The organism is Rhizobium sp. B21/90, from assembly GCF_019355815.1.
GTDB classification, from domain to species: domain Bacteria; phylum Pseudomonadota; class Alphaproteobacteria; order Rhizobiales; family Rhizobiaceae; genus Rhizobium; species Rhizobium rhododendri.
Genome location: NZ_CP072162.1, coordinates 1,757,487 through 1,783,869, shown reverse-complemented (window position 1 = coordinate 1,783,869; position 26,383 = coordinate 1,757,487). Strand labels below are relative to the sequence as shown.

The window sequence follows — 26,383 nt, the reverse complement described above, 5'->3', positions numbered from 1 at the left end:
CCAATCTGCCGCCCGGCAGGGCCTGAAACGTTTCAGGCGCGGCGACAACAGTTTTGAGGATCAATAAAGTGGCTGGTATAACAACAAACAGCGCTGTCTCCGAAGGTGCCAAGGCGCCGGCGGGACAGAATTATCAATTTGCGCTTATTGCGCTCACCTCTCTCTTTTTCATGTGGGGCTTCATCACCTGCCTGAATGATATTCTGGTTCCGCACCTGAAAAACGTCTTTCAGCTGAACTATACGCAATCGATGCTCATCCAGCTCTGCTTCTTCGGCGCCTACTTCATCGTCTCGCTGCCGGCCGGCGCTCTGGTCAAGCGCATCAGCTACAAATGGGGCATCGTCGTCGGCCTCGTCATTGCCGCTATCGGATGCGCGCTGTTCATCCCCGCCGCCAGCTACCGCATCTACGCATTGTTCCTCGGCGCACTCTTCGTGCTCGCCGCCGGCGTCACCGTTCTGCAGGTTGCCGCCAACCCCTATGTCACCGTCCTCGGCAAGCCTGAAACGGCCGCCGCCCGCCTGACACTGACCCAGGCCTTCAATTCGCTTGGCACCACCATCGCGCCGATCTTCGGCGCCTTCCTGATCCTCTCGGCGGCAACAGCCGATCTCAGCACCGCGACGCCGGAACAGCTCGACGCCATCCATCTGGCTGAAGCCAGCACGGTCAAATTCCCCTACATGATCCTTGCCATCGCGTTTCTGGTGCTGGCAGCCGTCTTTGCCGCGCTGAAGCTGCCGAACGTCCAGGGCGATGAAACCGTCAACAAGCCCGGCGATACCGGATCGGCCTGGCAGTATCGCCATCTCGTCCTCGGCGCCGTCGGCATCTTCCTCTATGTTGGCGCTGAAGTCAGCATCGGCAGCTTCCTCGTCAACTTCTTCAGCCAGTCCGACATTGGCGGCCTGTCGGAATCGGATGCTGCCCATTACGTCGCCTATTTCTGGGGCGGTGCGATGATCGGCCGCTTCATCGGCGCCGTTGCCATGCGCTACGTCGATGACGGCAAGGCTCTGGCATTCAACGCCGCTCTCGCTGCCATCCTGCTGCTCATCACCGTGCTTACTACCGGACATGTCGCCATGTGGGCCGTGCTGCTGGTCGGGCTGTTCAACTCGATCATGTTCCCGACGATCTTCAGCCTGGCGCTCGAAGGCCTCGGCAAATACACCAGCCAGGGCTCCGGCATCCTCTGCCTTGCCATCGTCGGCGGCGCCATCCTGCCGGTCATTCAGGGCGGTCTTGCCGATACCATTGGCATCCACCTCGCCTTCCTGATGCCCGTGCTCTGCTACATCTACATCGCATTCTACGGCATCAAGGGTCACAAGCTGCGCTGACACCCTGAACCCAATGCGCCTCGCACCCTGTGCGGGGCGCAAAGCACTTGATCCTTCCGCGCCGTCTTGGCATCGTGCGCCAAGACATGGATAGAAGGACGTGAGATGAAGGCCCTGCTGCTGATCGATATCCAGACCGGCTTCTGCCCGGGCGGAAACCTCGCCGTTCCAGAGGGCGACGAGATCGTGCCCGTCGCCAACAGACTGATCGACAGCGGCAAGTACGACCTTGTCGTCGCCTCGCAGGACTGGCACCCCGAAGGCCATGGCAGCTTTGCCTCCTCCCATCCCGGCAAGAACCCTTTCGACATGGGCATGCTCTCCGGCAAACCGCAGATGATGTGGCCGGACCATTGCGTCCAGGATACCCCGGACGCCGCCCTCCATCCCGACCTCCACGCCGGCGCCATCGATTTCATCCAGCAGAAGGGCCAGAACCCTGAGGTCGACAGCTACTCCGCGTTCCGCGACAACGATCAGGCGGCCCTGACCGGCCTCGCCGACTACCTGCGCGAGCGGCAGGTCACTGGACTCGATCTTTGCGGCCTCGCCACCGATTACTGCGTCAAGTTCTCCGCAATCGATGCCGTCGAGATGCTGCCGGGCGTCAGGGTGCGCTTCATCGAGGACGCCAGCCGCGGCATCGACCCTGCCGGCGTAAAGGCCGCCATCGACGAAATGCGCACGCGCGGCGTGGCGATCATCGACAGCGCCGAGGCGCTCAACGCCTGAGCGATCGGCGGAGGCGCTAAACCTTCCTTCACGAAGATCGCCGAATGTGGCGGAAACGCCATGGGGCCATTGCCGTGCAAACCATCACCATCAACGGCCGCTTTCTGACGCAGCCCCTTTCGGGCGTGCAACGCTTCGCAAGGGAACTGACACTGGCGCTGGATGCAAGGATCGCAGCCGGCACCGTGCCAGAAGCCTTGAAAGGGGTCGACTGGCGCCTCGCTGTCCCCGATGGCACTGCGGTTGATCTCGATCTTCAGGCCATCCGCGTCGATGCGTTCGGCCGGGGGCCCGGGCACCTGTGGGAACAGACAGCGCTTTACGCTCATGCCCGCAAAGGCCGATTGCTGGGCTTCGGCGGCAGCGGCCCGCTGCTGCACCGGCGCCAGGCGGTTGTCATTCATGACGTGACGATCTTCCGCCATCCGGGCTCCTTCAAGCGCAGCTACCGGCTGCTGCACGCCGCTCTCGGCTTTGCCCTGACCCGGACGGCAAAGATCGCCACGGTCTCGGAGTTTTCCCGCCGCGAACTCGCCTCTGTCTTCAAGGTGCCGGCCGCCGGTATCGATGTCGTCTACAACGCGGTTGATCATTTTGCCGCCATTGCGCCGGATACCGGGATCATCGACCGGCTCGCCCTCTCCACGAACGGCTTCTTCCTGCTGGTCGGCACCATGAAGCCCAACAAGAACCTGGAGTTTGCCATCCGCGCCTTCGAAGCCCTTGGCAACACCGGCCAGAAGCTGGTCGTGGTCGGCGGCAGCGCGCCGAGCGTTTTCAAATCGAAAGACGCGGCCTCGACCGGCAGCATCCTCTATCCCGGCAGGCTGACCGATGCCGAGATCGTGGCGCTGGAACGCCACGCGACCGCCTTCGTCTTCCCGAGCCTCTACGAAGGCTTCGGCATTCCGCCGCTGGAGGCCATGACACAAGCCTGCCCGGTCCTCGCGGCAGATATCCCGACCGTGCGCGAAGCCTGCGGCACTGCCGCCCTCTATTTCGATCCGACCAGACAGGAGGAACTGACCGACGCGATGCGCCGCATCTGCGACGATCCATCCCTGCACCAGTCTTTGCAGGATGCCGGCCGGATCAATGTCGGTCGTTTTTCCTGGGATACAAGCGCCGGCCGCATCCTGGACATGCTGGCCGCCCTGTAAGCCATGACTAGGAGGTTGCCGCCGCGCTGAACAGCCGCCTGAAATAGCTGTACAACCCGGCGAGGCAAAAGACGCCGCCGCCGACCACGCCGACAGCCACCGAGGACCAGAGCGCATGCGCGTAGCCGGCAGTGGCCACGACCGGGATGGCAAGCCCCACTGCCGCAAAAGCTACTGGCTGCCAAACGAAATCGAACGGCAGCGTCACCAGCACCCTGATACCAACCACCATAGCCAGCAATGCACCGACCATGCCGCCCGCCATCAACGGTCCGCTTGCATCGCCAAGCATCGCTGACGCCGCCAGCGTAGCGCCGTTCAGCAACAAGCAATCGACGGCCGACAGAAGGAAGATGGACAGAAGCCGGTGCCGAAGATGCGCCGGTGTCGGCAGCATGTTGAGCGTCAGCGCCCGGCAAAGCGCCAGCCCGACGACGAAAGGTGCAGCACTCATGAACCCGTCCCGGAGAGCAGGCGCGATAACGAACAAGCCGATGGGTTGCAACAGGGCAAAAATGCCGGCAGCCGTCATCAGCGTAAAGCCGGTCAGCAGCGAGTAATAGGCACCGAGTTGCGCCTTGAAAGCGCTGGTTTTGCCGTCCCGGTCGTAAAGTGCCACAACATCGGGGTATTGGATCGCCTGCAGCGCCGAGACGATGAGCACGAAGGGCCGCTGCAGCAGATCGAGCGCCAGCAGCGCCCCGGCAGCAGCGGTTGGCCCGAGGACACTGGTCAGGATCGCCTTCAGGCCGAGTGGCGCCAGCAGGCCGACGACTGAGGCGCCGGCAGCGACGCTGCCATAGACGAAGTGCTTGCGGGCAACGGTAGCGTCGAAGCTTGCGCGCTCCGGCGAGACGCTGCGGGTCAGCGCCACCGCCAGTAGCGTATAGACCACATAGCCGGCCAGCAGCCCCACGATCGCCGCCATGAAGGTCGGGGCCAACAGCGCGCCGCTGAGCGTGCCCACGGCGAGGATTGTGGCGCGCGATCCCTGAAGCCTCGAAAAGGTGCGAAATTCCTGGCGGAAGCGCAACATCGTCAGGTGTAGGTCGCTCGCGCCTTGAAAGATCGCCACAAGACCGCCAACCAGCGCCACGCCGACAGGCACGGCAAACAGGATCGACACCGCAGCTGCGACCACGCAGATGAGCGCGCAGGCGGCAAACTCGACCTTCAGAGCGCGCCGTTCTGTTGGCTCGCTCCCCGTCTGGCCGGGATAGAACCGGCTGCAGGCAAAGCGGATCCATTCGAAACAGAGGATCGCTGCAAACTGGCTGATGGAGATAAACAGCGAATAGGCAGAATAATCGGCAGGCGACAGCCAGTGGGCGACGACGATCAGCAGCCCGAATGCCACCGCCGCCTGATAGAAATATGCCGCCAAAGCCACGATCTTCGCCATCCGACGAGATAAGCGCAAAAAGCTGACGAAAATGCTAAGTCGCCTCTCATTCCGTGGTTGGCAGCGCAGGTTCCGGACGAAGCGCCGAATTGCCTTTGGCAGCGCGGCGCGCTAGGAGAGCCTGCCGTTTCGTGGATGGGATGCATGGCCGGCTCGCGGGACTTCGGTTTCGCCCTGCGTGGGGAGGAGTGATCTATGGATGTGACAAGCACCATTGCGGAGATGCGCGCCAGGCTTCTGCCGCATCTGCGCGCCGGACACCGCATCGGCCTTGTGCCGACCATGGGCTATTTGCATGCCGGACACCTGGAACTTGTCCGCCGGGCGCGGAGCGAAAACGACATCGTCGTCACCTCAATCTTCGTCAATCCGCTGCAATTTGCCGCCGGCGAGGATCTGGCGAAATATCCGCGCGATTTCGAGCGTGACAGCGCCATGTTGCGCGAGGCCGGGGTCGATTATCTCTTCGCCCCGACGCCTCCAGACATGTATCCAAGACCGATGGAAGCCGTCGTCGACGTGCCGGCGCTCGGCACCGAACTCGAGGGCTCTGTGCGTCCCGGCCACTTTGCCGGCGTCGCCACCGTCGTGACCAAGCTCTTCAACATCGTCCAGCCCAACAAGGCCTATTTCGGCGAGAAGGATTTCCAGCAGGTGACCCTGATCCGCCGCATGGTGGAGGATTTGGCGCAGCCGGTGACCGTCGTCGCTGTCCCGACGGTGCGCGATATCGATGGCCTGGCGCTGTCATCGCGCAATAGCTACCTCACCGCCGATGAGCGCGCCGCTGCCGTCATCGTGCCTCAAGCGCTCGCAGAAGCCGAACGCCTCTACGCGGCGGGCGTCCGGGATCCCGCAGCGCTGGAAAGTGCCCTCACAGACTTCATCGCGCGCGAGCCGCTCGCCACACCCGAAGTGGTCGCCGTGCGCGATCCGCAAACTCTAAAACCCCTGGCGGCCACCGGCGAAAGCCCGATACTCGTCGCCCTCTTCGTGCGGATCGGAACAACCCGGCTGCTGGACAACCGCGTCATCGGTCAAATCAACGCCCGCAGCGAAAAGGCCGCCTGACATGAGTGCCATGACCTCCGCCAAGCACATCACACCAGCCCGCATCGAAGCGATGAAGGGCACGCGCCCTGTCGTAGCGCTCACGGCCTACACGACGCCGATGGCGCGTCTGCTCGATCCTCACTGCGACCTGCTGCTGGTCGGCGATTCGCTCGGCATGGTGCTCTACGGCCTGCCGACCACGGTCGGCGTCACGCTGGAGATGATGATCGCCCACGGCCAGGCCGTGATGCGCGGCGTCGCCCATGCCTGCGTCATCGTCGACCTGCCCTTCGGCACCTACCAGGCCTCTAAGGAACAGGCATTCCTGAGCGCTGCCCGCATCATGAAGGAAACCGGCTGCGACGGCGTCAAGCTCGAGGGCGGACGGGAAATGGCCGAGACCGTCGCCTTCCTCACCGCACGCGGCATTCCCGTATTCGGCCATGTCGGCCTGATGCCGCAGTTGGTCAACACCAACGGCGGATACCGCGCACTTGGTCGCTCGGACAAGGAATCGGACAAGATTCGTGACGATGCCGCCGCCATCGGAGAGGCTGGCGCCTTTGCCATCGTTATCGAAGGCACGGTTGAGCCGCTGGCTCGCGAGATCACCGCGAGCCTGTCGATTCCCACCATCGGCATCGGCGCCTCGCCTGCCTGCGACGGCCAAGTGCTCGTGTCCGATGACATGCTCGGCCTGTTCAGCGATTTCAAACCGCGCTTCGTCAAGCACTTCGCCAATCTCGCGCCGCTGATATCGGAAGCCGCCGCAGCCTATGCGGAAGACGTGAAGGCGCGGTCGTTTCCCGGGCCGGAACATACGTTTCAGCCTAAAAGCTGACTCAATACATCAGGTCCCGTCATTGCGTTCCCGCTCGAGCAGATAGATCGCCTCGCCGAAATCCTCCATCTGCTTCGTCAGCGCCGCATGGGCGTCGCGTAGACCCTGGTTGTAGAAGAATGCGCCGATATCGTTGGCGAAAAATTCCAGCAGGAATTCGGCCGGCAGCACGCCGATGGTCTGGTCGAGTTCGTCGGCGAAATATTCGCGGATGCGCGTGACGGCAGCGGCCTTCTCCTCCTTGGGTAGAATGATCTTCTTCATCTGTGCCCTCCTTGCGCGCCGCAAGGTTCAGCGAAATCGATCCATCGATCAAGGAAATTCAGTTGCCGCTGCCAGCCCCTCGCCTTACAGGGAAGCCCGCAACCGGAAATAACGCAGGGCTTGAGATGAATCGCGCGGACTTTCAGGAGGGACTGCGCGGCGGTATCCTCGTAGGCCTTGCCTCCACACCCTTCGGCGCCCTGTTCGGCGCCATCGCCCAAGGCCACGGCCTGTCGCTCGGCGAACTGACATTAATGAGCGGCATCGTCTACGCCGGTGCCAGCCAGCTGGTCGGCCTCGATCTCTTCGGTCACGACGTCGCCGCCTGGCTGATCGTCCTGTCGATCCTGGCGGTCAACTTTCGCCATATCCTCTATTCGGCGGCGATTGCCCGCTACATCAGGCACTTTAATGGCATCCAGAAGGCCCTGACCTTCTTCCTGCTGGTCGATCCACAGTTTGCCGAGACGGTGAAACGCGGCGAAGCCGGCAAGCAGGTCAGCTTTTCCTGGTATATCGGCCTTGCGTTGATGGTCTATATTCCCTGGGTATTCGCAAGCTTCATCGGCGGCCTGCTGGGCAGCCTGATCGGCGATCCCCGCTCGATCGGCCTTGATGTGCTGCTGCCCCTCTATTTTCTCGGCATCGTCATAGGCTTCCGCAAGCGCGACAATTTCCTGCCCGTCGTCGCTGCCAGCGCCGTTGCCGCTGTCGTCGCCTACCGTTATGTCGGCTCGCCCTGGCATGTCAGCATCGGCGCGCTTGCCGGCGTCGCATTGGCAGCCCTGCTGCCGCCGGTCAAAAGCAACCGCAAGCCCGACCTCGCAGTCGAAAACCACGAGGTGTAACAATGACGCAATTCGATCCCCACATGCTGTTGCTCATACTCGCGGCTGCCGGCGTAACCTACCTGACGCGCATCGGCGGCTACGTTCTCATCACCCGAATGACCCGCATCCCGCCGCGCATGGAGGCCGCCCTCAACGCCGTGCCCGCCGCCGTGCTGACAGCGCTGATGGCCCCCACCTTCTTCAACGGCGGCATCGACCTCAAGGTGGCGCTGGTAGCCGCAGGATTGGTCGGCCTTTATCTGCCGGCCAGCGCAATGCTCGTCACCGGCTGGATCGTCGTCATGGTCTGGCGCCAGTTCATCGGCGCCTAACCCTGACTTCGCGTGAAAAGTTCGGCCTCAGTGGCCGAGCGGCAGCGTCGCATTCTCCAGCCAGCTGCGCACCTGGGCGTCATGGATAAGCGGCATCAGCGCCTCACGGGTGCGCGCGTGATAGTCGTTAAGCCAGTGAAGCTCGTCATGGGTTAGCAATTCTGCGATGATCAGGCTGCGGTCGATGGGGCAGAAGGTCAGCGTCTCGAAACCCAGCATGTCGATATCGCCGCCGTCGATCGGCTCCGCATCGCGGACATAGATGAGGTTTTCGATTCGGATGCCGAAGCTGCCGGGACGATAGTAGCCAGGCTCGTTCGACAGGATCATGCCGGGCAGCAGTTCCTGCGTCGAGAGACGGGCAATGCGCTGCGGGCCTTCATGCACCGACAGGAACGAGCCGACGCCATGGCCGGTGCCGTGGGCATAGTCGGCGCCGGCCTTCCAGAGCGCGATGCGGGCCAGCGGATCGAGATCGCAGCCGCGCGTGCCGACCGGAAAGCGCGCCGTGCTGATGCCGATCATGCCTTTCAGAACCAGCGTGAAGAACTGTCGCTGCTCCTCCGGCACGGTGCCGACGGCAACGGTACGGGTGATGTCGGTTGTGCCGTTGATATATTGAGCGCCCGAGTCGAGTAGGTAGAGTTCGCCAGCCTGCAGCAGCCGGTCGCTCTCCGTCGTCACCCTGTAATGGATAATGGCGCCATGCTCGCCGGCTCCCGAAATCGTGTCGAATGACAGGTCTTTCAGCGGATTTTGCATCGCCTGGCCGACTTCGGCCCTGACGGCCTCGAGCTTACGAGCTGCGTCGATCTCGGAAACTGTCGCCGGCTTCTGCGTCTCCAGCCAATGGAGGAAGGTCACCATCGCCGCGCCGTCCTGCAGATGGGCAGCAGCCGAGCCATTCAGCTCCGCCTGGTTCTTGCGGGCACGCGGCAGCCGTGCGGGATCGCTACCCTCGACAACCTCGCCACCGACGCTGCGGATAATATCGGTCAGAGCCTGCGCTGCCAGATCCGGGTCGACCATTACGCGCGCGCCATTGGCGGAAGCTTCATTCAGCCTCTCGATCAGATCGGACGGGGGAAGTTGCTGGCAAAGTTGCGCCAGATAGGCTTCCGCCTCGATATTGGTCTTGCGCTTGTCGAGAAACAGCTCTGCCCTGCCGCCGGCATGAATGATCGCCCGGGCGAGCGGATGTGGTGTATGCGGCACGTCATTGCCGCGAATATTGAAGATCCAGGCGATCGACGAGGGATCCGTGACCAGCACGGCCGCGCAGTTCTTCTCTTCCAGAAGCCGTGCAATAGCGCCGATCTTCTCGCTGGCAAGCACGCCCGCCTGCTCCACCGTCTGGATGGTCACGGGTCCGAGCGGCTCGGCAGGGCGGTCTGTCCACAGGCGATCGAGCGGATTGTGCGGCAGGAACACAATCGTGCCGCCGATCTCGCCCAACGCCTTTTCCAGCCGTCGCACTTCCGCGCCGGTGTGCAGCCACGGGTCGATCCCGAGCCGAAGCCCCTTGGCGGCGTGCTTCGTAAGCCACTGATGCGGCGGTTCTCCGACGAGATCCCCACCGGAAAACACTGTCGTATCCACCTGCTCCAGCAGCTGAGTCGTGTAGCGGCCATCGACGAAAACAACGGCCTGCGATTGCGTTACCAGCGCCACGCCGGCTGAACCGGTGAAGCCGCTCAACCACGCCAGTCGCTCCGAGCAGGCGGGCACATACTCGCCCTGGAACTCATCGGCGCGCGGCACCAGAAATGCATCGATCCCGAGAGCTGCAAACGAGGCTCGAAGCCCCTCGACGCGTTCACGGCCGAACTGCGGTGTGGAAGTGACATCAAAAGACTGGAACATGGGGCATCCAAATGCTGACAAAGCGAATCCGCCTTGGGCGGTTGCCTGCATGTTATCCCAATTCGGCGCCATTGCGAGACTGGCCCTCGCATTAATGCCTGTTAATGCCCGTTAACGACTACGCCTATTTCATGGGCAGAATCGAGCGATTATGACTCAATCACGACAATCCCCATAACATAAACGCATAGCTCCCATTCCGCATTAAATCTGTGCTGCAGTGCGGGATAGTTTATAAGGGGTGTATCACAAGGGTTGAAAGCAACCCACCCAAAAGGAATACGACTATGAACACTCCCCGTTTCGCATACAGCAGCCCGATGCAGGCTGGCGAACGCCGGACCGTACGTCACGTAATCGGCGCCCTGCGCGTTGCAGACAGCGAAGCTTCCCGGATCATCGGCGTAAGCCGCGGCGACGTGCGCAACACGAACACCAGCTACGCATTCTAGGATCGGTCGACACGGCTTCTCCTCCCGGCCGACGACTGACGAGAATGCGAGACGCCCGCTTGAGCATTTCCTCCCCTCTGCTCGCGGACATGATCAGGTAACACTGATCTGCAAGGCGACACCTCTGGTGTCGCCTTTTGCATTTTGGAGTATATTCAAGAGCTTGGTAAGAAGGCCGGAATCGCTGCGCGAGACCATCAAGGCTCAGCCGCGGTCGAGATGGATTGTCACCCAGCCGTTGCGCCAGATGGTACGGACATGGCGCAACCGCGCACCGTTATAGGCGGCAATCACCTTCCAGCGCTGGGCTGCAAGGATACCGGACAGGATGACGGACCCGCCGGGAGCAAGGTGGTTGGCAAGCTGCGGCGCCATGCGGATCAGCGGCCGCGCAAGGATGTTGGCGATAATCAGGTCGAAAGGCCCATGCCGGGAAAAGGCCGTCGAGTGAAATCCGGGAGCGGTTTCGAGCGAAATTCCAGAGGCTATGCCGTTGCGCACGACGTTTTCGCGGGCGACCCGAACCGCGATGGGATCGATGTCGGTGGCCAGCACCGGAATATTCTTAAGTTTCCGCACGGCAATGGCCAGCACGCCGCTGCCGGTGCCGAGATCCAGCGCATTGCGGACGCGTCGGCTGCGCATGACCATCTCGATGGTTTCGAGGCAGCCGGCAGTCGTGCCGTGATGGCCCGTACCGAAGGCCTGGCCGGCGTCGATCTCGATAGCGATCTCGCTGGCGCGGATCTTGTCGCGATCATGGGAGCCATGGACGACAAAGCGACCGGCGCGCACCGGCTTCAGGCCATCGAGCGAGCGGGCGATCCAGTCGACGTCGGGGATGATTTCCTTGTCGATCGCAAGACCCGGATAGGCCTCGGCCAGCAGCGCCTCGAACCGGGGGCGAACGTCCTCTTCCTGATCCGCATAGAGGTAGATCGAGGCTTCCCAGATGTCCTTCTTCTCGTCGATCTCGGAGGTTGCAATCGGCAGCTCCTCGTCTTCGAAGACAGGCGTCATCAGGTCTAGGATCCGCTCGGCATCGCGCTCGGTCGTCGTCACATACAGGCGAATCTCATTCAACGCTTCGGTCTCTCATCGTCGTTCAGTCCAGCCGGTCGATGGCGGTTTGCAGGTGTCGTACCTCGCGACATGGCGCAAAAGCAAGCGGCGGACGACGGGAAGCCGCATTACAGGCGGGTTCATGGTCACAAAGCTCATCGGGCGCTGCGGCTCTTGCCTACCTGACGTATCGTGGATCGTACAACCGACAGACCGACAGGTCCGGCCCAGGCACCCCGCCTAGCCCTTGTTGATCAGGTTCTGCAGCTTCTTGACGGCCGTATCCGGATTTTCCTGATAGGCAATCGTTCCTGCAAACCGGCCCTCTGCGTCCAGAAGATACACAGATGCCGAATGGTCCATCGTATAGTCGCCATTCGGATCCTTGGCGTCGAGCGGCACCTTGACTGCATAGACCCGGAAACCGTGCACCATCTCGGTCACCTTGTCGGTCGGCCCGGAAATGCCGGTGATGCGGCGCGAAACGTTGGAGACATATTCTTTCATGATGGCAGGCGTGTCGCGCTCTGGATCGACGGTGACGAAATAGGCCCCGAGCTTGGATCCATCCGGATCGACCTTCTGGAGCCAGCCATCCATTTCGAAGAGCGTCGTCGGGCAGACGTCGGGGCAATGCGTGTAGCCGAAGAAGACCGCCGACGGCCGGCCGCGGAATGCCTTCTCGGTGATTGGCTGGCCATTTTGCGCCACGAGGGTGAAGGGAACGCCGAAGGGGCCGCCTGCAGCAGCGGATTCAGGCGATCTGGTGAAATATAACGACCCTGCCCCGAGGAACCCGGCCATCAACGCAACCAGGACCCAGATCGCAATACGCAGTTTTTTCATGATCGATTCCCGATGCCAAAGCGGCCCGTCCAATGGACTACCTGTTGAGAGGCTGCAGGGATACCGCTTCGGGCGACCAACCGCAATTCAACACGCTGTCACCCATATCGAATATGCGCGATACCTTGGAAATCCGCACAACGTTAAGCTGATCGTAACCAGTCTCGGTCAACATGTTTTTCAACGGCAAACCTCAATGATTCCGCTCAGACGCTCCGGAAAGAACTTCACATGTCGAACGCCATCAAACAGTCGGGTGCCTACCTGGAAATCGTTTCGTTTCACCTTGCCGATCAGGAATTCTGCATCGACATCATGGCGATCCGCGAAATCCGCGGCTGGGCGCCAGTCACGCCGATGCCACACACGCCACCCTACGTTCTCGGTCTCATCAACCTTCGCGGCGCGGTTATCCCCGTCATCGACATGTCCTGCCGCCTCGGCATGAAGATGACCGAGCCGTCGGAGCGCTCTGCCATCATCGTCACCGACATCGCCGGCAAGCTGGTCGGCCTGCTCGTCGAGCAGGTGTCGGACATGATGACCATCAAGAGCGAAGACCTGCAGCCGGCACCGGAAATCATCCCGGAAGCCCAACGCGCTTTCTGCCGTGGCATCGTCGCCCTGGAAAAGACGATGGTCTGCTTCCTCAACCTCGACACCGTCATCGCCGACGAACTGGCACAGGCCGCCTGAGCCTGACTACCCCGTTTTATCCAACGGCCCGATGCGCAAGCGTCGGGCCGTTTTCGTATGGGATGGGTCAGGGAGCGGGCTTGCCTTTTGTCCAGGTCACGGTCTGGCCGTAGAGCGGGATGGTCGAGATCGACATCTTTGCCGAGCCATCCGTCAGTTCGCGCGAATGGGCGAGATAGATCAGCGTGTCGTTCTTCTTGTCATAGATCCGGTTGACGACAAGCTTCTTCCAGATCAGCGACATGCCGGACTTGTAGACCTCCTCGCCGCCCTCTGACAGGTTGATATCGTTGATCTGGATCGGACCCGTCTGGCGGCAGGCGATAGAGTTGTTGGACGGGTCCTCGAACCACTTACCCTTGCGCAGACGGTCGATCACGCCCCGGTCGAAATAGGTGACGTGGCAGGTGACGCCACTGATTTCCGGGTCGGGAACGGCATCGATGAGGATGTCGTTACCCGTCCAGTCGACGCCGACCTTGCCGACGACTTCGGCCGAGGCCGTGCCGGCGATGAGCGTGAGAATTGAAGCAGCGGCGAGAGCGAAACGGCGCATGGAAAACTCCTTGTTGATCCAGCGCCGAAGATATGTCGCAGGCGGATCTTTGCAAGGAGAGACGTTAGCGCTTGCGGCAGGTGCAGGGCTCGTAGCCGCGCGACGTCAGGCGGCCGATCGTCATGCCGATTGCGGCCGGAATACCGCCGACATCGACGGCCTTCACCGCCTTCGCCATCTCGATGGCGGCAGAGGCACAGATGGCCGCGTCTTCAGCTGCATTGTGATGCTTGAACCTCAGCGCCAGATGCTCGGCGATCACATTCAGCCGGTGCGACAGGAGCTGCGGCCAGATCCGCTGCGCCATCTTCAGGCTGCAGAGATAGAACAGCTCCGGATAGGATTGCCGGTAGTGATCGAGGCTTGCCCGCCAGACGCTGAAATCGAAGGACGCATTATGGGCGATCATCGTCGCGCCGCGAAAGTCCTCCTGGAACTCCTCCATCACCTCGGGAAACGAAGGCGCATCCTCGACATGCTCAGGCCGGATGCCGTGAATGGCGATGTTGAAACCCGAAAACCGCATGTCCTTCGGGCGGATCAGCCGCTCCTCTACCCGCACCACACGCCCGTCCTCGATCCACGCCAGTCCAACCGAACAGGCGCTCCCGCGCTGCTCGTTGGCAGTCTCGAAATCGATGGCGATGGTTTTCAAGGGTGGTGTCCGATTCGTCTTATCGCACAGTAGTAGCGAGGCTTGAGCCTTGAAGCAATTTGGCAGCGAGGTTGACATTCTTCCGATGCTGAGGAAATCTGGGTGGATGATCGGATCGCTCAACAACGTCATGCTTCACATCACCACCACCCTTCCAGGGTGTGGGGACGCGTTGCCGGGCTGAAACCCGACCGATCATCCCGACAACCCTGCCCGAGGCGAGCAGGGTTTGGGAACCGGCTCTCCTTGGCCAAACAAGGAGAGACCCCGTGAACGAGACGCCGAGTTCTGACAAATCGCGTTCTAAAACACCTCCCGAAGGACTGCTGATCCGCGCGGCCGAAGTAGATGATGCCGAGGGTATCGCGACAATCGCCAACCTGCCCGGCTTTCGCGCAGGCACGCTGCGCCTGCCCTATCAGACGACGGACGATACCCGTCGCTGGCTGGCAAAACCTGAGCCGGGATCGCCCAGTCTGGTTGCCGTCCTCGACGGAAAAATCGTTGGAAACGCGGGTCTGCGCCGGTTCGAGGGGCGACGGCAACACGTCGGCAGCATCGGCATGGGCGTCCATGACGCATACACCGGTCGCGGTATCGGCAGCACGCTCATCGGTGCATTGCTGGATTGCGCCGACAACTGGCTGAACATCCGACGCGTCGAACTCACCGTCTATGCAGACAACGCAGCCGCCATCGCGCTCTACAGGCGTTTCGGATTTATCGAGGAAGGCCGGCTGAAGGACTTCGCCTTCCGCGCCGGGTCTTACGTCGACGCCCTGACCATGGCGCGCCTGCGCGAGCAAGGATGATGGAGGCTGCGGCCTTGCCTCACCCGATCAGCGCCAGCCACTCGTCCTCGTCCATCGTCTGCACTCCAAGCTCGCGCGCCTTGTCGAGCTTGGAGCCGGCGCCGGGGCCGGCAACGACGATATCGGTCTTCTTCGAGACGGAGCCTGCCACCTTGGCACCGAGACTTTCCGCTTTAGCCTTGGCCTCGTCGCGCGTCATCTTCTCCAGCGTGCCTGTGAAGACCACGGTCTTGCCGGCCACCGGACTGCCGGAGGCCTTGGGCTGCTCGGCATCCTGCGGTCGCACCTCGCGCAGCAGTCGCTCGATGACCTCGCTGTTGCGCGGCTCCTTGTAGAACTCGACGATGGCGCGGGCGACGACCTCGCCGATACCCTCGATGGCATTGAGATCGTTCCATGCATCTCCCGTCAGCGGCGCTGCCTCGCGCATCGCCTCTCCGAAGGCCTCATATGTGCCATAGGAGCGGGCCAGCAGCTTGGCATTGGTCTCGCCGACGTGGCGGATGCCAAGTGCATAGATGAAACGCTGCAAGGCGATCTCGCGCCGCCCGTTGATGGCGGCATAGAGCTTGCCGACGCTGACCTTGCCGAAGCCATCGATATTCTCGAGCTTGGTCAAGGACGCTTTCTGCCGCTCCTCCAGCGTAAAGATATCCGGCGCGGTGCGGATCTGCAGGGCCGGATCGTCGCTTTCGAAAAAGAAATCGATCTGCTTGGCGCCCAGCCCCTCGATATCGTAGGCATTGCGCGAAACGAAGTGCTTCAGGTGCTCCTTGGCCTGCGCCTGGCAGGCAAAACCGCCGGTGCAGCGCGTCACCGAATCAAGCTTGCCGGTCTTCTCGTTGACCTCGCGCACCGCATGACTTCCACAGACCGGGCAGACCTTCGGAAACTCGTAGGCGACGCTTGCGGCATCGCGCTTCTCAAGCACCACATCGACGATCTGCGGAATGACATCGCCGGCGCGCTGGACGATGACGATATCGCCGATCCGGATGTCCCGCCCCTCTCGCAAGACCTCGCCGCCATTGCCGATACCCTTGATGTAGTCCTCGTTGTGCAGCGTCGCATTGGTGACAACCACACCGCCGACAGTGATCGGCTCCAGCCGCGCCACTGGCGTCAGGGCGCCTGTCCTACCCACCTGGATATCGATGGCGGTCAGTCGCGTAAACGCCTGCTCGGCCGGAAACTTGTGCGCCGTCGCCCAGCGGGGGCTGCGCGAGCGGAAGCCGAGCCTAGCCTGCAGCGCGAGGTCGTCGACCTTGTAGACAACGCCATCGATATCGTAGTCGAGATCGGCGCGCTTCAAGCCTATATCGTCATAGTGGCTGAGAATATCGGCTACCGATTCCAACCGCTTCATCAGCGGATTGATCGGAAAGCCCCAACGCCCGAAAGCCTCGACCATGCCAAGCTGGGTATCCGCCGGCATCTCGGACATCTCGCCCCAGGCATAGGCAAAGAAGCGCAGCTTGCGGCTGGCCGTCACCTTGGCGTCGAGCTGGCGAAGCGAGCCGGCGGCCGTGTTGCGCGGGTTGACGTAGGTCTGCTTGCCCTCCGCCGCCATCTGGGCGTTCAGCGCCAGGAAGTCGCTCTTGGCCATGTAGACCTCGCCGCGCACCTCGACGATCTCTGGTGCGTCCTTCGGCAGAGTGTTCGGGATCTCCTTGATGGTTCGGATATTGGCAGTGACGTTTTCGCCGGTCGTGCCGTCGCCGCGCGTCGCCGCACTCACCATTCGACCGTTCTCGTAGCGGATCGACATCGACAGCCCGTCGATCTTCGGCTCGGCGGTAAAGGCAATCGACTGGTCCGGCAGGCGTCCGAGGAAACGGTAGATGCCGGCAACGAAATCCTGCACGTCCTCTTGCGAAAACGTGTTGTCGAGCGACAGCATCGGCCGCGCATGGGTGATCTGGGCAAAGGTCTCGGACGGAGCAGCGCCGACATGTCGGGAAGGACTGTCGATTCGCACCAGCGCAGGAAAGCGCGCCTCGATCGCATCGTTGCGCCGCTTGAGGGCGTCGTAATCGGCGTCGGAGATCTCCGGCGCATCCTTGCCGTGATAGAGCGCGTCGTGGTGGGCAATCTTGCCCGCCAGCCGCTCCAGTTCGGCGGCTGCATCGGCCTCGGTCAGATCCTCGACGGACATAGCTTCGCTCGGCATCCATATCACTCCACAGTTTGAGTGGATCTTTCTAGAGCAATTCCAGCCGATGAAAAGATACCCTGCGACAGCGGCGCTCAGCCGTTTCCGGATAACAGCCGTGCAGCGGCGGCCCGCGCCTCGTCGGTGATCGATGCGCCGGCCAGCATGCGGGCAATTTCCTCGGTCCGGTCCTCCGGCTCCATCGTCGCCACCCGCGTGGTGATCTTATCGGAGCCATCGGCAGACGGGCCCTTGGAAATCAGCAGGTGGGTCGCAGCGCGGGCCGCCACCTGCGGCGCATGGGTGACGGACAGAACCTGCACCTTCTCCGACAGCCGCTTCAGCCGCTGGCCGATGGCATCCGCCACCGCCCCGCCGACACCGGTATCGATCTCGTCGAAGACCAGCGTCGGTGCCGAGCCACGGTCGGCCAGCGCCACCTTAAGCGCCAGCAGAAAGCGTGACAGCTCGCCGCCCGATGCCACCTTCATGATCGGTCCCGGACGGGTGCCGGGGTTGGTTTGGACATGGAATTCGACGACATCGATGCCTTCGGCGGCGCCGGCCGCCGGATCGGTGGTGATCTCGACCATGAAACGCGCGCGCTCCAGCTTCAGTGCCGGCAACTCGGCCATCACGGCGTCACTGAGCGAAGTTGCGGCATGATGGCGCTTCTCTGAAAGGCTCTGGGCGGCACGATCGAAAAGCCCCTTGGCAACCGCCAGTTCGGCATCGAGCTTGGCGAGCTTCTCCTCGCCGGCATCCACCTCAGCGAGATCGGCAATCATCTTCTCGGCAAGATCAGGCAGGCCGGCAACCGGAACGGAATATTTGCGCGCGGCTCCGCGCAAGGCAAACAGCCGCTCCTCCACCCGCTCAAGTTCGCGCGGGTCGTATTCGGTCTTGCGCAATGCCGCCTCGACTTCCATCTGCGCATTCGACAACTGGTCGAGGGCTGCGTCCAGCAGGGCGACGGTGTCTTCCAGCAGGCCGGGAGCTTCCTGGCTCTTGCGCTCGAGGCGCCGCACCAGCGAGGCGATATGCGGCACGGGAGAGGCATTGCCGTTCAGGAACTCGGAGGCCTCTGAAATATCGCCGGCAATGCGCTCGGCTTTCATCATCTTCGAGCGGCGCTCGGCAAGATCGTCCTCTTCGCCATCCTGCGGAGAGAGCGTTTCCAGCTCCTCGACGGCGGCGCGAAGATAATCGGCCTCGCGGGCGGCAAGCTCGATCTTGTCGCGATGCTTCTTCAGAGCCCGCTCGCATTCGCGCCACTGGCGGTAGAGGCCGGAAACGGCGACGACTTCATCCGTGAGACCGGCAAAGGCATCGAGCAAGGTGCGATGGGCGTTGGTGTCGACGAGAGCGCGGTCGTCGTGCTGGCCGTGGATTTCGACCAGCAGCTGCCCGGCCTGGCGCATCAATTGGACGCTCAGCGCCTGGTCGTTGACATAGGCCTTGGTGCGGCCGTCCGCAGACTGGGTGCGTCGGAAAATGAGGTCGCCTTCGTCGTCGATACCGTTTTCACGAAGCAGCTTGCGGGCGCCATGGTCCATTGCCACATCGAAGACGGCGGTGATCTGGCCGCGTTCCTCGCCGTGGCGCACGAGCCCACCATCGCCGCGGCCGCCCATGGCCAGCGACAGGCTGTCGAGCAGGATGGACTTGCCGGCGCCGGTCTCGCCGGTCAGAACCGACAAACCTTTTTCGAAGGCAAGGTCCAGCCGCTCGATCAGGACGATATCGCGGATCGAAAGCTGGACCAGCATCTCTTATTGGTTCTCAACTGCTACCGAGAAGAAGCTTCTTGCCGGCACGTGCGATCCACGATCCCTCGTTCTGGCGTGGTTCGACGCCACCGCTCTTCAGCAGCTTGTACGAGTCGGCATACCACTGGCTGTCGGGATAGTTATGGCCGAGGACGGCAGCGGCAGTCTGTGCTTCCTCAACGATGCCCATGGCGTAATAGGCTTCGACGAGACGCGCCAGCGCTTCCTCGATCTGGTTGGTGGTCGGATAGTTCTCGACGACAACGCGGAAGCGCGAGATAGCGGCGAGGTAATCCTTGCGTTCCAGATAGTAGCGACCGACCTGCATTTCCTTGCCGGCCAACTGGTCCTTGGCGAAGCGGATCTTTGCCTGGGCGTCATCGACGTATTCAGACTTCGGATAGTTGTCGATCACCTTCTGCATCGCCTCGATGGTCTGCTGCGAGGCGCGCTGGTCCTGCGTGACGCTGACGATCTGCTTGGCATAGGAGGCGCCGACCAGATACTGCACGTAAGCGGCATCCTCGGAACGCGGATACTGCTTCATGTAGGTGTTGCCGGTCGTCACGGCCTCGTCGTAGTTGCCGGTGCGATACTTGACGAACGTGCTCATGACCAGCGCCTTGCGGCCCCAGTCCGAGAATGGCTCCTGGCGGGTGATGGCATCGAACTTCTTGCCGGCCTCGCCCATGTTGCCTGCCTTGATGTTGGCAAGGCCCTGATTGTAAAGCTGCTCCGGCGGATCGGTCTCAACGCCGAGCTTGGTGATGTCGATGTCCTTGTCCGACTGGCAACCGGAAACGAACGCGCCGGTCCCTGCGAGGAGAAGCGTGACGAGCAAAGCCCGCGCTGTAATCTTCATGCTTTCAGATCCTGCAAAACCCATTCGGAAATTCCCAATTACCGCCACGACAAAAAACGAGTGCTACCGGCCCGCGTTTCTATCCATAAAAGCGTCGTCAGGGCAACGCAATGATGAACCATTAACGCATTTTTGTGGCGCATCCACGAGATTTACCCGCATCCTGCCACCTTGCTGCCTTTCGTCCGCCCAAGAAAAAGCCGCCCCCTTTCGGAGGCGGCTACCCTGGTCGAACATTATCTGGAGGTCATGCGGACCAGGGAGCAAACTCGGGTGCGTTTACGGCGACGAAGTCGCGCGCTGCCGGCCGGCGGCGCGGCACGGACGTCTCTACCACTTCGTAGGCAGACGTGTCGCTGAGGAGTGCCTTCAGTGCGTTGGCATTCATCTTGTGGCCACCGCGGTACGAGCGGTAGCAGCCGATGAACTGCGTGCCGGCAAGGGCAAGATCGCCGACAGCATCGAGTGTCTTGTGGCGGACGAACTCGTCCTTGGCATAACGCAGGCCTTCGACATTGATGACCGTGTTGTCGTCGGAAATGACAACCGAATTTTCAAGCGACGAGCCAAGAGCATGACCGGACGCCCAGAGACGCTCGACATCACGCATGAAGCCGAAAGTCCGGGCGCGCGACAGTTCTTTCTTGAAGGTCTCTGCGTTCAGGTCGCCTTCCCACTTCTGGCGGCCGATCAGCGGGCAATCGAAATCGATTTCGACTTCGAAGCGCGTGCCGTCGTAGGGGCGGAACTCGCACCAGGAGCCACCCGATTCGATGCGGACCGGCTTGACGATGCGGATGTAGCGGCGCTTGACGCCGAGTGGTACGATGCCGGTCTGCTCGAAAGCTTCGATGAAGGGATACGAGCTGCCATCCATGATCGGCATCTCGGCGCCCTGGACTTCAACCACAACGTTGTCGAGGCCGATGGCATAGATCGCAGCCATGACATGCTCGACGGTCGCGACAGAACGGGCAGCAGAAAAGCCGAGAACGGTGCAGAGATCGGTGTTGCCGACCTGCGAGGACACGGCGCGGAGCTCGGTGACATCGCCGTTATCGTGGATGCGCTGGAAAACGACGCCGGTGTCGGCTTCGGCAGGAAGAAAGGTGATCGACACGTTGGCGCCGGAGTGAACGCCGATGCCGGAGAGTGTCACGGGGGCTGCAACAGTTGTCTGAAAACCCAGCAATCCAATTGCCATTTACGTTCTGCCTTATCATCCTGCACCGAACCGACTTGCTTTAGAGAGACTGCGATGTCGTGGTTCGGTCTGTTACTTGGCACGAAATTCAAAGTTGATCCGAAGAGCGGATGCGATTCCGTAGTGCGCTTGGTATCTACATACGCGCCACGTCGCGGCAAACCAAATCACTGTTTCTTTCGCAATGTAACGGAATCAGGTCACTGAAATTCCAAGGTAATTTCGCGCAGCATAGGTCAGATAAAACATAACCCCCGGAGCAGATATCTGCGCCGGGGGCCAAAGTTTGCGGGGGCTGAAGGATCAGTTCGACTGGCGGCGCAGGAATGCCGGGATCTCGAGCTGGTCGTCTTCATTGCTCATGCGCGGCTGTGGCTGCTGGCGACCGTGATCGTCAAGCTGGCCGCGACGCGGAGCATAAAGGCTGGCCTCGGCAGACAGCGGCCGGCGCTGCTGCGAAGCGGCAGTCGGTGCCGGCGCGGTCATGTCGGCGGAAACATCGTCCTCGTCGCGACGGCCAAGCGAATTGGTGATTCGCTTCAGCAGACCCATTGGGCCGCGTTCTTCGGCAGCGGCATGGTTTGGCTGTGCACGATGATCCATCTCGGCTTTGACGACCGGAGAGAAATCCTCGACCTTTGGCATGCGGACTGCTTCTGCCGTCTGGCGGACCATCGGATCCTGGCGCATAGGTGCAGCCTGCGGAGCCTGCATGACAGGCTGCTGCATGACCGGAGCCGGCTGCGGTGCGGGTGCCGACTGACGCAGCACCGGTGCTGCGGCTTCCGGGGCTGCGAAAATGCGGCTCTGCGGACGGAAGGCTTCTTCCTGCATCGCAGGCTGCTGGACCGGCTGGGGAGCTGGCGCAACCTGGCGGGTGGTCAGCATTTCCAGTTCGCGTTCCATGTCGGCTTCCGCCATGCGGATCGTCTGGGCGATAGGATCGGCAGCCTTTGGTGCCTGCGCGACATAGGCAGGCTGAGCAGCGGCCGGTGCCGGGGCAACGGCCGCAGAAGGACGGACAATCGGCTTCGGTGCGGAGCGGAGTTCCATGTTCCGTTCGGCTGCCATGTTCATCGCACGGTCGATACCGGTGGCAACGACGGAGACGCGGATGATGCCTTCGAGCGATTCGTCGAACGTTGCGCCGAGGATGATGTTGGCGTCCGGATCGACTTCCTCGCGGATGCGGGTCGCGGCTTCGTCGACTTCGAACAGCGTCAGGTCACGGCCGCCGGTGATCGAGATCAACAGGCCCTGTGCACCCTTCATCGAGGTTTCGTCGAGCAGCGGGTTGGCGATCGCAGCTTCTGCAGCCTGCATGGCGCGGCCGTTGCCCGATGCTTCGCCGGTGCCCATCATTGCACGGCCCATTTCGCGCATGACGGAACGAACGTCGGCGAAGTCGAGGTTGATGAGGCCTTCCTTGACCATCAGGTCGGTGATGCAGGCAACGCCCGAATAGAGAACCTGGTCGGCCATGGCGAACGCATCGGCAAACGTCGTCTTGTCGTTGGCAATGCGGAACAGGTTCTGGTTCGGGATGACGATCAGGGTGTCGACCGACTTCTGCAGTTCCTGGATACCCATTTCGGCCAGACGCATGCGGCGTCCACCTTCGAAGTGGAATGGCTTGGTGACGACGCCGACCGTCAGGATGCCCTTGTTGCGGGCGGCCTGGGCGACGACAGGAGCAGCACCGGTGCCTGTACCACCGCCCATGCCGGCGGTGACGAAGCACATATGCGTACCCTGCAGGTGGTCGACGATCTCGTCGATGCACTCTTCAGCGGCAGCGCGGCCGACTTCCGGCTGCGAGCCGGCGCCAAGGCCTTCCGTGACGTTGACGCCGAGCTGGATGATCCGCTGTGCCTTGGTCATGGTCAGCGCCTGCGCATCTGTATTGGCGACCACGAAGTCGACGCCCTGGAGGCCGGCTGTGATCATGTTGTTGACGGCATTGCCGCCACCGCCACCGACACCGAACACGGTGATGCGGGGCTTAAGCTCGGTGATATCTGGCTTCTGCAGCTTGATCGTCATGGTACCGTTCCTTCTTGTCTATGACCGCGTCGCCACGCCAGCCAATTCACTCAATGTGCTCGCCCGTGCCGGAAGGCATTGCCGCCCGGCCCGGAAACTCAAAAACTTTCTTTCAGCCACTGCCCGACCCGGGCAATGCGGCTGTTATTGCCGCCGAGCGACGAAAGCAGACCGCTGCCGCCCATATGCGTTTCCAGATCCGCCACCTGCGGATAGATCATCAGGCCGACCGCCGTCGAAAAGGCCGGCCCCTTGGCTGCCGTCGGCAGGCCGGAAATGCCCATCGGGCGGCCGATGCGGACGTTGCGCGCGAGGATATGGCGCGCCACTTCCGGCAGGCCGGTCAGCTGGCTCGCACCACCCGTCAGCACGACGCGCTTGCCGACGATCGGGCTGAAGCCCGAGCGCTGGATACGGTCGCGGATCAGCTCAAGCGTCTCCTCGATACGGGCGCTGACGATGCGCGACACCAGCGCACGCGGCACCTGGGTCGGCTGGTCGCGGTCATCCTCGCCGATTGGCGGGATGGAAATCATTTCGCGGTCGTCGCCCGGATTGGGCAGCGCCGAAGCGTGCACGACCTTCAGCCGTTCGGCATCCTCGATACGGGTCGACAGGCCGCGGGCCAGATCGGTCGTGACGTGATGACCGCCGATGCTGACCGCATCCGTGTGCACGAGCTTGCCTTCGGCAAACACCGAGATCGTCGTGGTGCCGCCACCCATGTCGATGGCGGCGCATCCGAGTTCGACCTCGTCGTCGACCAATGCAGCCAGACCGCTGGCATAAGGCGTTGCCACCATGCCCTCGACCGAAAGGTGGGCACGGTTGACGCTGAGTTCGAGATTGCGCAGTGCCGAGCGCTCAGCCGTCACCACATGCATGTCGACGCCAAGCGCGTCGCCGAACATCGCCAGCGGATCGCGAACGCCGCGCTCGCCGTCGAGCGAGTAGCCCGTCGCCAGCGAATGCAGGATGGCACGGTCCTGGCGCAGCGACTGCTGGCAGGCGGCTGTCAGGACCTTCTTCAGATCGGTGGCTTCGACTTCCTGGCCGCCGAGATCGATGGTTGCCGTATAGATGTCACTTCCGAGGCGACCGGCAGAGACGTTGACGATCAGGCTCTCGACCGTCAGGCCAGCCATGCGCTCGGCAGCGTCGACCGCAAGGCGGATGACGCCTTCGACCGCATCGAGGTCGGCAATGACGCCGGTCTTGATGCCGCGCGAGCGCTGGTGGCCGATGCCGATGATTTCGATGTTGTGCGTGCGGCCGGGAAGAACCTGCGTTTCCTCGCGCGGCGTCAGCCGACCGATCATGCAGACGATCTTCGTCGAGCCGATGTCGAGCACGGAGACGATATGCGAGCGCTTCGACGAAAGCGGCTTCAGGCGCGGCAGGCCGAAATGGGACGAACCGAATAAGCTCATGTGTCTTGTCCCGCCTTTTTCAGAGCCTTGGTTCTCAAATCCAGCGCCGCCTGTCGGCGCACCATCGCATCCGGCGTCAGTTCCACCGTCGTGCGATCTTCGAGACGAAGGTCGACGGCAGCGATGTCGCGCGCCAGAAGGTTCTGTTCCTTGTCCAGCTTTGCCAGCTTTGCGAGCGCCTGCTGCAGGTCGTCTTCCGGCAGCTTGATGACGATGCCGCTGTCGAGATAGAGATCCCAGCGGCGACCGGCGACACGCACGAAAGCCTTGACGTGGCTGCGAAGATCCGGCCAGGCGGCAAACATGTCACCGACCGAAGTCGCGGCCTTCTCGGCTTCGCGCCCGACGAACAATGGCAGGGACGCAAACTTGTTGTCGCGCAGCGGCGCGATGACCGTACCGTTCTGCTCGATCAGCGAAAGCTCGGCGCCGTGCTGCCAGATACCGTAAGCGGCCTTCTCCTTGAGCTTCACCTCGATGGTCTTCGGATAGACCTTGCGGACCTCGACGTTTTCGACCCAGGGAAGGCTGGCAATCTTCTGGCGCGCGGCATCGACGTCGAGTGCGACAAGCGATGTCGTGCCATCGAGGCCGAGAAGCTGCAGGATTTCGATTTCAGAAGTCTGGTCGTTGCCCGAAACCTTGACGTCCTCGATAGCAAAGCCGGCTGCTGCCGTCGTTGCCTGGGCGACCGTCTGCGTATGACCGCCGAGCGACATGCCGTAGAGGCCTGTCGCGGCAAGGAAAGCTATGGCGGAGACAGTGCCGAGATGTGGTGGAACGTAGATGCGCCCGGAGCCGAGGCTCACCAGGAAACGCACGGCACGACGGAGCGGCCGCGGCAGGACGAACAGGTCCTCCGGCTGGTCGAACAGCACCGGAGCACGGTGCCTCGAGCGCTTCATCCTTTTGACCGTCAACGCAAACATGACGCGTCCTCCACCATCCACCGGAGAAATTCGCCAAACGAGTAGCCGGCGTGGCCTGCCATTTCCGGCACAAGCGAAGTCGGGGTCATGCCGGGCTGGGTATTGATCTCCAGCCAGATAAGTTCACCATCCTCGGAAAAGCGGTCGTCGTAGCGAAAGTCTGATCGTGTGACTCCGCGGCAGCCGATTGCTTGATGCGCCGTTAACGCTAATCTTTGTATTTTTTGGTAAATATTTGGTGAAATTTCTGCGGGAATTACGTGTTTCGAGCCGCCTGCGACATATTTCGAGTCATAGTCATAGAAGATGTGTCCCTGCGGCACGATCTCGGTGACGGCCAAAGCCTTGTCGCCCATGACGCCACAGGTGAACTCGCGGCCGGCAATGTAGCGCTCGACCAGCACGTCGTCGCCGTAGCGCCATTCCGACGACGTGATAACCTGCGGCGGGTGCGCCTGGTCTTCCTTGACGATGACGACGCCGAAGCTCGAACCTTCCCGGACCGGCTTGACAACATAGGGTGCCGGCATCGGATGCTCGGACCCGAAGTCGAAACGGCTCATCAGCAATGATTCGGCAACCGGCACGCCGGCATCGGCCGCCACCAGCTTGGCGCGCGACTTGTCCATCGCCAGCGCGGACGCAGCAACGCCGGAATGGGTATAGGGGATCTGCAGGTATTCAAGCACGCCCTGGATCGTGCCGTCTTCACCGAAGGGGCCATGCAGAGCGTTGAAGACGACATCGGGCGCAAGATCGGCGAGCTGCGCCGAGATATCGCGATCAACATCGATCAACGAGATCCGGTAGCCCTGCCCTTCGAGAGCGTCAGCGCATGCCTTCCCCGACGACAGGCTGACCGGCCGTTCCGAGGAAAAACCGCCAAACAGGACGGCTACATGCTTCTCACTCATCGATACCCCCAAAAATACAGCTCTTTGCGACAGCACGCTTGCGCGAAGCTTTTACCGGGCGATTCCACCGGCTTCTGAATGAGCCTATTAGAGCGTCATTATAGTTAACGAAGCGTTTACTTTGGTTAACCCGATGCATCTTTTGCCGCCATCGACCCAAAAAAATCAAAATCCCGAT

Annotated in this window: 25 protein-coding genes; 10 read left to right on the top strand and 15 right to left on the bottom strand. The window is 61.9% G+C overall.

All coding sequences use genetic code 11. The annotated features are described in order from the left end of the window. The first annotated feature begins 68 nt into the window (after positions 1-68). The 3 genes from fucP (at position 69) to J5278_RS08455 (ending at position 3,238) form a co-directional block, all read left to right on the top strand. Positions 69-1,346, top strand: coding sequence for an L-fucose:H+ symporter permease (fucP, locus tag J5278_RS08465; protein WP_209184046.1), 1,278 nt, complete (start codon positions 69-71; stop codon positions 1,344-1,346). Between the two features lie 105 nt (positions 1,347-1,451). After that, on the top strand, positions 1,452-2,078 hold the full coding sequence (pncA, locus tag J5278_RS08460; RefSeq protein ID WP_209184047.1) for a bifunctional nicotinamidase/pyrazinamidase: 627 nt from the start codon (positions 1,452-1,454) through the stop codon (positions 2,076-2,078). A 44-nt stretch (positions 2,079-2,122) separates the two neighbouring features. Further along, positions 2,123-3,238, top strand: coding sequence for a glycosyltransferase family 1 protein (locus tag J5278_RS08455; protein WP_247749110.1), 1,116 nt, complete (start codon positions 2,123-2,125; stop codon positions 3,236-3,238). Positions 3,239-3,245: 7 nt separating this feature from the next. Here J5278_RS08455 and J5278_RS08450 read toward each other — a convergent pair whose 3' ends face one another. After that, positions 3,246-4,628: a hypothetical protein gene (locus J5278_RS08450; RefSeq protein WP_257623393.1), complete on the bottom strand. Its 1,383-nt coding sequence runs from the start codon at positions 4,626-4,628 to the stop codon at positions 3,246-3,248. Between the two features lie 207 nt (positions 4,629-4,835). Between J5278_RS08450 and panC the strand changes: the two genes are divergently transcribed. Both panC and panB read left to right on the top strand, forming a co-directional pair. Next, complete coding sequence (gene panC / locus J5278_RS08445) at positions 4,836-5,711, top strand: pantoate--beta-alanine ligase (RefSeq protein WP_209184049.1); 876 nt, start codon at positions 4,836-4,838, stop codon at positions 5,709-5,711. A gap of 1 nt (position 5,712) precedes the next feature. Further along, positions 5,713-6,534 carry a 3-methyl-2-oxobutanoate hydroxymethyltransferase gene (gene panB, locus J5278_RS08440; RefSeq protein WP_209184050.1) on the top strand — a complete coding sequence of 274 codons (822 nt, stop codon included), beginning with the start codon at positions 5,713-5,715 and terminating at the stop codon, positions 6,532-6,534. A 9-nt stretch (positions 6,535-6,543) separates the two neighbouring features. Here panB and J5278_RS08435 read toward each other — a convergent pair whose 3' ends face one another. Then, positions 6,544-6,798, bottom strand: coding sequence for a DUF2164 domain-containing protein (locus J5278_RS08435; RefSeq protein ID WP_209184051.1), 255 nt, complete (start codon positions 6,796-6,798; stop codon positions 6,544-6,546). Between the two features lie 125 nt (positions 6,799-6,923). Here J5278_RS08435 and J5278_RS08430 point away from each other — a divergent pair, with 125 nt between their 5' ends. Together J5278_RS08430 and J5278_RS08425 are read left to right on the top strand one after the other, a co-directional pair. Next, entirely contained in the window at positions 6,924-7,646 is a 723-nt protein-coding gene (locus J5278_RS08430) for an AzlC family ABC transporter permease (RefSeq protein WP_142823178.1), read from the top strand. A 2-nt stretch (positions 7,647-7,648) separates the two neighbouring features. Beyond that, positions 7,649-7,960: an AzlD family protein gene (locus J5278_RS08425; RefSeq protein WP_209184052.1), complete on the top strand. Its 312-nt coding sequence runs from the start codon at positions 7,649-7,651 to the stop codon at positions 7,958-7,960. Between the two features lie 27 nt (positions 7,961-7,987). On the opposite strand, the gene J5278_RS08420 is transcribed toward J5278_RS08425, so the two are convergent. Next, complete coding sequence (locus J5278_RS08420) at positions 7,988-9,823, bottom strand: aminopeptidase P family protein (protein ID WP_209184053.1); 1,836 nt, start codon at positions 9,821-9,823, stop codon at positions 7,988-7,990. 287 nt (positions 9,824-10,110) lie between these two features. Between J5278_RS08420 and J5278_RS08415 the strand changes: the two genes are divergently transcribed. Continuing rightward, entirely contained in the window at positions 10,111-10,275 is a 165-nt protein-coding gene (locus J5278_RS08415) for a hypothetical protein (RefSeq protein ID WP_162854792.1), read from the top strand. Between the two features lie 204 nt (positions 10,276-10,479). On the opposite strand, the gene J5278_RS08410 is transcribed toward J5278_RS08415, so the two are convergent. Together J5278_RS08410 and J5278_RS08405 are read right to left on the bottom strand one after the other, a co-directional pair. Further along, on the bottom strand, positions 10,480-11,358 hold the full coding sequence (locus J5278_RS08410; protein WP_209184054.1) for a 50S ribosomal protein L11 methyltransferase: 879 nt from the start codon (positions 11,356-11,358) through the stop codon (positions 10,480-10,482). 219 nt (positions 11,359-11,577) lie between these two features. After that, entirely contained in the window at positions 11,578-12,183 is a 606-nt protein-coding gene (locus J5278_RS08405) for an SCO family protein (protein ID WP_209184055.1), read from the bottom strand. A 231-nt stretch (positions 12,184-12,414) separates the two neighbouring features. Between J5278_RS08405 and J5278_RS08400 the strand changes: the two genes are divergently transcribed. Further along, on the top strand, positions 12,415-12,879 hold the full coding sequence (locus J5278_RS08400) for a chemotaxis protein CheW (RefSeq protein WP_111222864.1): 465 nt from the start codon (positions 12,415-12,417) through the stop codon (positions 12,877-12,879). Positions 12,880-12,946: 67 nt separating this feature from the next. Here J5278_RS08400 and J5278_RS08395 read toward each other — a convergent pair whose 3' ends face one another. Next, positions 12,947-13,435 carry a CreA family protein gene (locus J5278_RS08395; RefSeq protein WP_142823182.1) on the bottom strand — a complete coding sequence of 163 codons (489 nt, stop codon included), beginning with the start codon at positions 13,433-13,435 and terminating at the stop codon, positions 12,947-12,949. A 64-nt stretch (positions 13,436-13,499) separates the two neighbouring features. After that, complete coding sequence (locus tag J5278_RS08390) at positions 13,500-14,090, bottom strand: 3'-5' exonuclease (RefSeq protein WP_142823183.1); 591 nt, start codon at positions 14,088-14,090, stop codon at positions 13,500-13,502. A 269-nt stretch (positions 14,091-14,359) separates the two neighbouring features. On the opposite strand from J5278_RS08390, the gene J5278_RS08385 reads away from it, so the two are divergent. Beyond that, entirely contained in the window at positions 14,360-14,902 is a 543-nt protein-coding gene (locus J5278_RS08385; protein WP_209184056.1) for a GNAT family N-acetyltransferase, read from the top strand. A 19-nt stretch (positions 14,903-14,921) separates the two neighbouring features. Here J5278_RS08385 and ligA read toward each other — a convergent pair whose 3' ends face one another. From ligA to J5278_RS08345, 8 genes are all read right to left on the bottom strand, one after another. Then, positions 14,922-17,072 (bottom strand): NAD-dependent DNA ligase LigA, encoded by a 2,151-nt coding sequence (gene ligA / locus J5278_RS08380; RefSeq protein ID WP_209184057.1) that lies wholly within the window; start codon positions 17,070-17,072, stop codon positions 14,922-14,924. 77 nt (positions 17,073-17,149) lie between these two features. Continuing rightward, positions 17,150-18,823 carry a DNA repair protein RecN gene (gene recN / locus J5278_RS08375; RefSeq protein WP_209184058.1) on the bottom strand — a complete coding sequence of 558 codons (1,674 nt, stop codon included), beginning with the start codon at positions 18,821-18,823 and terminating at the stop codon, positions 17,150-17,152. Positions 18,824-18,836: 13 nt separating this feature from the next. Beyond that, positions 18,837-19,709 (bottom strand): outer membrane protein assembly factor BamD, encoded by an 873-nt coding sequence (locus J5278_RS08370; protein ID WP_202617092.1) that lies wholly within the window; start codon positions 19,707-19,709, stop codon positions 18,837-18,839. Positions 19,710-19,932: 223 nt separating this feature from the next. Then, the gene (gene lpxC / locus J5278_RS08365; RefSeq protein WP_142823188.1) at positions 19,933-20,889 is read right to left on the bottom strand and encodes a UDP-3-O-acyl-N-acetylglucosamine deacetylase; all 957 of its coding nucleotides are present in this window, start codon (positions 20,887-20,889) and stop codon (positions 19,933-19,935) included. A gap of 303 nt (positions 20,890-21,192) precedes the next feature. Further along, on the bottom strand, positions 21,193-22,932 hold the full coding sequence (gene ftsZ / locus J5278_RS08360; RefSeq protein WP_209184059.1) for a cell division protein FtsZ: 1,740 nt from the start codon (positions 22,930-22,932) through the stop codon (positions 21,193-21,195). 98 nt (positions 22,933-23,030) lie between these two features. Continuing rightward, the gene (gene ftsA / locus J5278_RS08355) at positions 23,031-24,362 is read right to left on the bottom strand and encodes a cell division protein FtsA (protein ID WP_111222856.1); all 1,332 of its coding nucleotides are present in this window, start codon (positions 24,360-24,362) and stop codon (positions 23,031-23,033) included. Then, positions 24,359-25,291: a cell division protein FtsQ/DivIB gene (locus tag J5278_RS08350; RefSeq protein ID WP_142823190.1), complete on the bottom strand. Its 933-nt coding sequence runs from the start codon at positions 25,289-25,291 to the stop codon at positions 24,359-24,361. The genes ftsA and J5278_RS08350 overlap by 4 nt, the downstream gene beginning before the upstream one ends. Further along, positions 25,279-26,205: a D-alanine--D-alanine ligase gene (locus J5278_RS08345; RefSeq protein ID WP_209184060.1), complete on the bottom strand. Its 927-nt coding sequence runs from the start codon at positions 26,203-26,205 to the stop codon at positions 25,279-25,281. Before J5278_RS08345 ends, J5278_RS08350 begins: the two co-directional genes overlap by 13 nt. Positions 26,206-26,383: the final 178 nt, after the last annotated feature.

Bases quoted from the DNA above. Each gene is read 5' to 3' on its own strand.
- pncA (WP_209184047.1), top strand. From the start codon at position 1,452: ATGAAGGCCCTGCTGCTGATCGATATCCAGACCGGCTTCTGCCCGGGC.
- J5278_RS08455 (WP_247749110.1), top strand. From the start codon at position 2,123: ATGTGGCGGAAACGCCATGGGGCCATTGCCGTGCAAACCATCACCATC.
- panC (WP_209184049.1), top strand. From the start codon at position 4,836: ATGGATGTGACAAGCACCATTGCGGAGATGCGCGCCAGGCTTCTGCCG.
- panB (WP_209184050.1), top strand. From the start codon at position 5,713: ATGAGTGCCATGACCTCCGCCAAGCACATCACACCAGCCCGCATCGAA.
- J5278_RS08435 (WP_209184051.1), bottom strand. From the start codon at position 6,798: ATGAAGAAGATCATTCTACCCAAGGAGGAGAAGGCCGCTGCCGTCACG.
- J5278_RS08430 (WP_142823178.1), top strand. From the start codon at position 6,924: ATGAATCGCGCGGACTTTCAGGAGGGACTGCGCGGCGGTATCCTCGTA.
- J5278_RS08425 (WP_209184052.1), top strand. From the start codon at position 7,649: ATGACGCAATTCGATCCCCACATGCTGTTGCTCATACTCGCGGCTGCC.
- J5278_RS08420 (WP_209184053.1), bottom strand. From the start codon at position 9,823: ATGTTCCAGTCTTTTGATGTCACTTCCACACCGCAGTTCGGCCGTGAA.
- J5278_RS08415 (WP_162854792.1), top strand. From the start codon at position 10,111: ATGAACACTCCCCGTTTCGCATACAGCAGCCCGATGCAGGCTGGCGAA.
- J5278_RS08405 (WP_209184055.1), bottom strand. From the start codon at position 12,183: ATGAAAAAACTGCGTATTGCGATCTGGGTCCTGGTTGCGTTGATGGCC.
- J5278_RS08400 (WP_111222864.1), top strand. From the start codon at position 12,415: ATGTCGAACGCCATCAAACAGTCGGGTGCCTACCTGGAAATCGTTTCG.
- J5278_RS08395 (WP_142823182.1), bottom strand. From the start codon at position 13,435: ATGCGCCGTTTCGCTCTCGCCGCTGCTTCAATTCTCACGCTCATCGCC.
- ligA (WP_209184057.1), bottom strand. From the start codon at position 17,072: ATGCCGAGCGAAGCTATGTCCGTCGAGGATCTGACCGAGGCCGATGCA.
- recN (WP_209184058.1), bottom strand. From the start codon at position 18,823: ATGCTGGTCCAGCTTTCGATCCGCGATATCGTCCTGATCGAGCGGCTG.
- J5278_RS08370 (WP_202617092.1), bottom strand. From the start codon at position 19,709: ATGGGTTTTGCAGGATCTGAAAGCATGAAGATTACAGCGCGGGCTTTG.
- lpxC (WP_142823188.1), bottom strand. From the start codon at position 20,889: ATGGCAATTGGATTGCTGGGTTTTCAGACAACTGTTGCAGCCCCCGTG.
- ftsZ (WP_209184059.1), bottom strand. From the start codon at position 22,932: ATGACGATCAAGCTGCAGAAGCCAGATATCACCGAGCTTAAGCCCCGC.
- ftsA (WP_111222856.1), bottom strand. From the start codon at position 24,362: ATGAGCTTATTCGGTTCGTCCCATTTCGGCCTGCCGCGCCTGAAGCCG.
- J5278_RS08350 (WP_142823190.1), bottom strand. From the start codon at position 25,291: ATGTTTGCGTTGACGGTCAAAAGGATGAAGCGCTCGAGGCACCGTGCT.
- J5278_RS08345 (WP_209184060.1), bottom strand. From the start codon at position 26,205: ATGAGTGAGAAGCATGTAGCCGTCCTGTTTGGCGGTTTTTCCTCGGAA.